We start from the raw sequence: 4,628 nt of genomic DNA on the forward strand, positions 1-4,628 counted from the left end.
TCTGCCATTTTTCTTATCAATCCCGTCGCATACGATGAGGTATTGCAGTCCTGATAACAGGAGTGTGATAAGTACATGTGATAACGTAACGAATCAATATTGCGACCTTGCGGGTGGCTCAAGGAAAGAAATCAATACCATTAAAACTAAAAATCTTGCTATCGGAACTGGGCTCGTATTATTCGCGGCTACGGCCACTCATGCGCAGGAAAGTGGCTTTACGTGGGAAGGCTCCGTCGAAATAGGCGTGGACAGCACTGTTTCTTCCGATGACCTCACAGCCGAGCTTACAAATGCGTATATTGAAGCGGAGCTGGCATTCGAAGCTGCGATCACAAGGCGGATCACCCTGTTCGGGGGGCTGACGCTCGAATCCGTGACCGATCCGCTTGCCTCGCGCGAGTTCGACGATATGGGGCTCTACGTAAGCGAGTTGGGACTTCGTTTTGATCTTGCACCCGCCACATTGTCGGTCGGAAAGATCAGTCCGACATTCGCCTTTGCCTGGGACGAAACGCCGGGCTTTTACGGCACTTCGCTGGCCGAGGATTACGAATTGAGTGAAGTCATCGGCGCCTCCGTAGATTACCCGGTCGGGGAGACGGGGGGGACGATTTCCTTCGCGGTCTTTTATGCGGATGACACTGCTTTGAGCAATTCATTGGGAACGAAACGCGGGCGCAACACAACCGCCGCAGGCGGTGCAGGCAACACTGGCAAGCTGGATAACGTGGCTTTGCAATGGACGCAGGAAATGGGCGAGACGACTTATTGGGTCGGTGCCAGGCATCTTTCGGCCGGGGCCGGGGATGTATCGGACGAGACCGGGGCCGTGGTTGGCCTGACGCATGATTTCTCGAATGGGTTCAACATGATCGCTGAAGTCGCCTATTTCGACGGCTTTGGCGGTGCGGGCGATAATGCCACCTACGCTACATTTGGTGGCAGCTATGGCGTCGGCGACTGGAGCTATTCAGCATCCCTGACCGGCATCAACAATTCAGCTGCGAGTTCTGATCATCTCGTCTCGCTGGGCATCGACTACGCTTTCTCCAGTGGTGTCGAAGTTGGCGGGGGCATCGGGTTTTTTGATGTCGGCGGCGTGAAATCGCAGGCCATTGGTGTGTCAGTCGTCGTGCCATTTGGAGGCTGACGCCATCAGCGGTCACAAGTGCGCAGGCAGCCGGTGGCAATGCCTGCGTAAAATCCGAAAGTGGCATGGTCGCAGCACCTGAGTAGACAGCCGCCAAACGGTGGCCAAGGACGACAAACTTTAAGGTTCTGGCCAAGGACAAATCGGAGCCGAGCGTAATTTGGTCGTCCTTGGTCATCCATATTGCGTTCTGGATCTGGTCAGGGGTATCCGGCCTGCAACTTCCAGATAATTATCCCCCATGAACGCCTGTTCCCAATCCGTCTCTGCGGCAGCGATCGTGGCACGGGCCGTGTCGTCAAGACTGCTTTCATCATCCTCTTCGGGATCATGGACATCAAATTGCGACAGCGTGGTAGAGATGTTGTGGTCCATGAAACCCTAAACGCACCAATGTGTCCTTCCTCTGTGAACAAGAAGCTCGTTCGGGCGCCCGCGAAGATTTGGGGATGTGCCTTGGCATGGCTGCCGAGACACATCCCCATAAAAGGATGACAAGAAGAAATCGCGGAAGTTGCCTACTGATTAGCGGGTTTCATCGCTGACGCCTGCGCTCGTTTCGCTGTCACAGGCACTGCACGAGGTTTGTTGCGAGATTGCGAATAAGCTGCGGATAGAGCGCAGGGCCGGGTTCCAGATCCGAGCCAAGAGGGTCGAGAATACCGGTTCCGGCTTCGGTTCCGTCAAGAACTGTTGCCACAAGACCTGCGTTGAACTGCGGCTCTGCCAGCACGCAATCGATACCTTCATCCGCGATCCGCGCACGAATTTCGGAGATCCGGGCCGGGCTTGGGTCGGAAGCGTCGCTGATCGAGATGGCTCCCGACGCGGGGAAATCGAAGGCAGATTCGAAATACTGATAGGCGTCGTGAAATACGATAAACTGCGCGCCCCGCACAGGTTCCAGCATTGCATTGACTTCGGCGGTCAGGGTGTCGATCTCGGCCCGGCCTGCGGCTGCATTTGCAAAATATGCACCGGCATTGTCCGGATCGGTTGCGGAAAGCTGACCTGCGATCACATTGAGCCAGGTTGCAGCATTCTGTGGCGACAGCCACGCGTGGGGGTCATGTTCGCCATGGTCGTGGCCCTCATGACCAGCCTCTTCTTCAGCGTGCTCCTCATGTTCTCCCTCGGCGTGCTCTTCGTGATCTGCATGCTCCTCACCCTCGGAATGTTCCTCGTGTTTTCCTTCGGCATGCTCTTCGTGCTCGCCCTCGCCCTGTTCCTCATGCGCTTCGAAAAGCGCACCTTCGCGAAACTCCAACTCGATTGTCCCGTCGGCTTCCAGCAACTCTGTCACAGAGGCACTGCTCGCCAGTGTCCCTATCGCATCTTCCAGCCATGGGGTCAGATCGGGGCTGACCCAGAAGACAAGATCCGCCTCCTGTAACGCGGTTGCCTCGGAGGGGCGGAGCGAATATTCATGTGGGCTGGCACCGGACTGGACGATCAGGTCGGGTGTTCCTACGCCATCCATCACGCGCGCGACCAGCGAATGGACCGGGGCGATGTCAACCGCGACGCGGGGCACGTCCGCAAAGGCGGCCCCTCCCATCAGGGCGGTGGTCAACGAAAGGGGCAGCAACATTCTGGACATCGGGTTCTCCATGTGATTTTATAACATAGCAGTGTTCATATTGGAAACGTGATAACATGACAAGTGGCTCGTCGAACGATCTGGAAGGCACCGCATCTCCGATGGGGTTCGCGCATCACGACCACGACACATGTGTGATTGACGGGCTTGCAGCTGCCGAAGCATGCTGTGCCAAGGAAAGTTTGCGGTTCACGCCCGTACGCCGCAAGGTGCTGGAAATTCTGTTGCAGGAACACCGGGCTCTCGGTGCCTACACAATATTGGACCGGCTGCGCGACGAAGGCTTTGGCTCACAGCCACCTGTTGCCTACCGCGCCCTTGATTTTCTTGTCGCTCATGGATTGGCCCATAAGATCGAACGGCTGAATGCCTTCATCGCCTGCGCCCACCCCGGCGAAAACCACGCGCCTGCGTTCATGATCTGCCGCTTGTGTGATTCCGTGGCCGAGGCGCACTCGGTTGTAGCCAAAGGTGCCTTGGGCACCGCCGCCCGCGCAATCGGATTTCGGATTGAGCGCACTGTGGTCGAAGCTGAAGGGGTCTGTCCGACTTGCGCTGAAAAGGTCCCCGACAAAGCCATTGGGAATGCATCCGTATGAGCCTTGTACAAGTAGAGAACCTGAGCGTTCGCTATGGCGCAAAGACGGTGTTGTCGCACGTCTCGCTTAAGGTTGAACCCGGTGAGATTGTGACGATCTTGGGGCCCAACGGCTCGGGCAAGACCAGCCTGCTGCGGTCTATCATCGGTGCTGTGAAGCCGTCGCAAGGTCGGGTTACGCGCGGCACCGACTTGCGGTTGGGCTACGTCCCGCAGCGATTGCACATTGATCCGACACTGCCGATGACCGTGGCGCGCTTTTTGGCGCTGACAGGAGGGGTTTCTACAGATCATCTTGGCGAAGCGCTAACCCAGGCCGGTGTGCCAGACCTCTCCGGGGCACAAATGTCGCAGCTTTCGGGAGGTCAGTTCCAACGGGTGCTGCTGGCGCGCGCTTTGATCGGAAGGCCGGACTTGCTGCTGCTCGACGAAGCGACGCAGGGGCTGGACCAGCCGGGGTCTGCCGCGTTCTACCGCCAGATCGAGACCGTACGGCGCGACACCGGCTGCGCCGTCCTGATGATCAGCCATGAGTTGCATGTGGTAATGAGCGCGTCGGACCGGGTGATCTGTCTTAATGGACATGTCTGCTGCGAAGGCACGCCCGAGGTCGTAGCTTCGGCCCCGGAATACCGCGCGCTCTTCGGGTCGGGCACGATGGGTGCGCTGGCGCTTTATCGCCACGATCACGACCATGCACATGATCACGGGCACGATCATCACCAAGACCACACGAAAGCCGCCGAATGATGCTGGACGATTTCATGGTACGCGCCACGCTGGCCGGAATCGGTGTCGCCCTTGCAGCGGCCCCTCTGGGCTGTTTCGTCGTCTGGCGGCGCATGGCCTACTTCGGTGATGCGACGGCGCATGCCGCGATCCTCGGCGTGGCGCTGTCGCTGGCCCTGTCGATCTCGGTCTTCGCCGGGGCCATGGTGATAGCACTTCTGATGGCCCTGACGGTGAACCTGCTCACGGGGCGCGGCTATGCGATGGACACGCTCCTGGGCGTGCTGGCCCATTCAGCGCTGGCCTTCGGGCTGGTCGCGGTGTCGTTCCTGTCAGGTATTCGGATCGATCTGATGGCCTATCTTTTCGGTGATATCCTTGCCGTGTCGCGCATGGACCTGGCGGTTATCTGGGGGGGTGCAGCCCTTGTGGTGGCGCTGATCGGCTGGCGCTGGTCGGCGCTGCTGACCGCCACGCTGAACGAGGATCTGGCGCACGCCAGCGGGATCGACCCCAAGCGCGAACAACTGGTCCTGACGCTGGCATTG

Annotated in this window: 6 protein-coding genes; 4 read left to right on the forward strand and 2 right to left on the reverse strand. The window is 58.6% G+C overall.

The window, feature by feature from the left end; genetic code table 11:
- On the forward strand, window positions 1-1,153 hold a 1,153-nt coding region (locus tag ACEW8G_RS08475; RefSeq protein ID WP_373487990.1), incomplete at its 5' end, for a hypothetical protein.
- Between the two features lie 174 nt (window positions 1,154-1,327).
- Here the strand turns inward: ACEW8G_RS08475 and ACEW8G_RS08480 are convergent.
- The gene (locus ACEW8G_RS08480) at window positions 1,328-1,528 is read right to left on the reverse strand and encodes a hypothetical protein (RefSeq protein WP_373487991.1); all 201 of its coding nucleotides are present in this window, start codon (window positions 1,526-1,528) and stop codon (window positions 1,328-1,330) included.
- 190 nt (window positions 1,529-1,718) lie between these two features.
- Window positions 1,719-2,753, reverse strand: coding sequence for a zinc ABC transporter substrate-binding protein (locus ACEW8G_RS08485; protein ID WP_373487992.1), 1,035 nt, complete (start codon window positions 2,751-2,753; stop codon window positions 1,719-1,721).
- Window positions 2,754-2,809: 56 nt separating this feature from the next.
- Here ACEW8G_RS08485 and ACEW8G_RS08490 point away from each other — a divergent pair, with 56 nt between their 5' ends.
- The 3 genes from ACEW8G_RS08490 to ACEW8G_RS08500 form a co-directional block, all read left to right on the forward strand.
- Window positions 2,810-3,352 carry a Fur family transcriptional regulator gene (locus ACEW8G_RS08490; RefSeq protein WP_373487993.1) on the forward strand — a complete coding sequence of 181 codons (543 nt, stop codon included), beginning with the start codon at window positions 2,810-2,812 and terminating at the stop codon, window positions 3,350-3,352.
- A complete protein-coding gene (locus tag ACEW8G_RS08495) occupies window positions 3,349-4,101 on the forward strand; it encodes an ATP-binding cassette domain-containing protein (RefSeq protein ID WP_373487994.1) in 753 nt (250 codons plus the stop codon). The genes ACEW8G_RS08490 and ACEW8G_RS08495 overlap by 4 nt, the downstream gene beginning before the upstream one ends.
- A partial coding sequence (locus ACEW8G_RS08500) for a metal ABC transporter permease (RefSeq protein ID WP_373487995.1) occupies window positions 4,098-4,628 on the forward strand: 531 nt, incomplete at its 3' end. The genes ACEW8G_RS08495 and ACEW8G_RS08500, both read left to right, overlap by 4 nt.

The organism is Blastomonas sp., assembly GCF_041747255.1.
In the GTDB taxonomy this organism is placed as follows: Bacteria; Pseudomonadota; Alphaproteobacteria; order Sphingomonadales; family Sphingomonadaceae; genus Blastomonas.

Bases quoted from the DNA above. Each gene is read 5' to 3' on its own strand.
- ACEW8G_RS08485 (WP_373487992.1), bottom strand. From the start codon at position 2,753: ATGTCCAGAATGTTGCTGCCCCTTTCGTTGACCACCGCCCTGATGGGA.
- ACEW8G_RS08490 (WP_373487993.1), top strand. From the start codon at position 2,810: ATGACAAGTGGCTCGTCGAACGATCTGGAAGGCACCGCATCTCCGATG.
- ACEW8G_RS08495 (WP_373487994.1), top strand. From the start codon at position 3,349: ATGAGCCTTGTACAAGTAGAGAACCTGAGCGTTCGCTATGGCGCAAAG.
- ACEW8G_RS08480 (WP_373487991.1), bottom strand. From the start codon at position 1,528: ATGGACCACAACATCTCTACCACGCTGTCGCAATTTGATGTCCATGAT.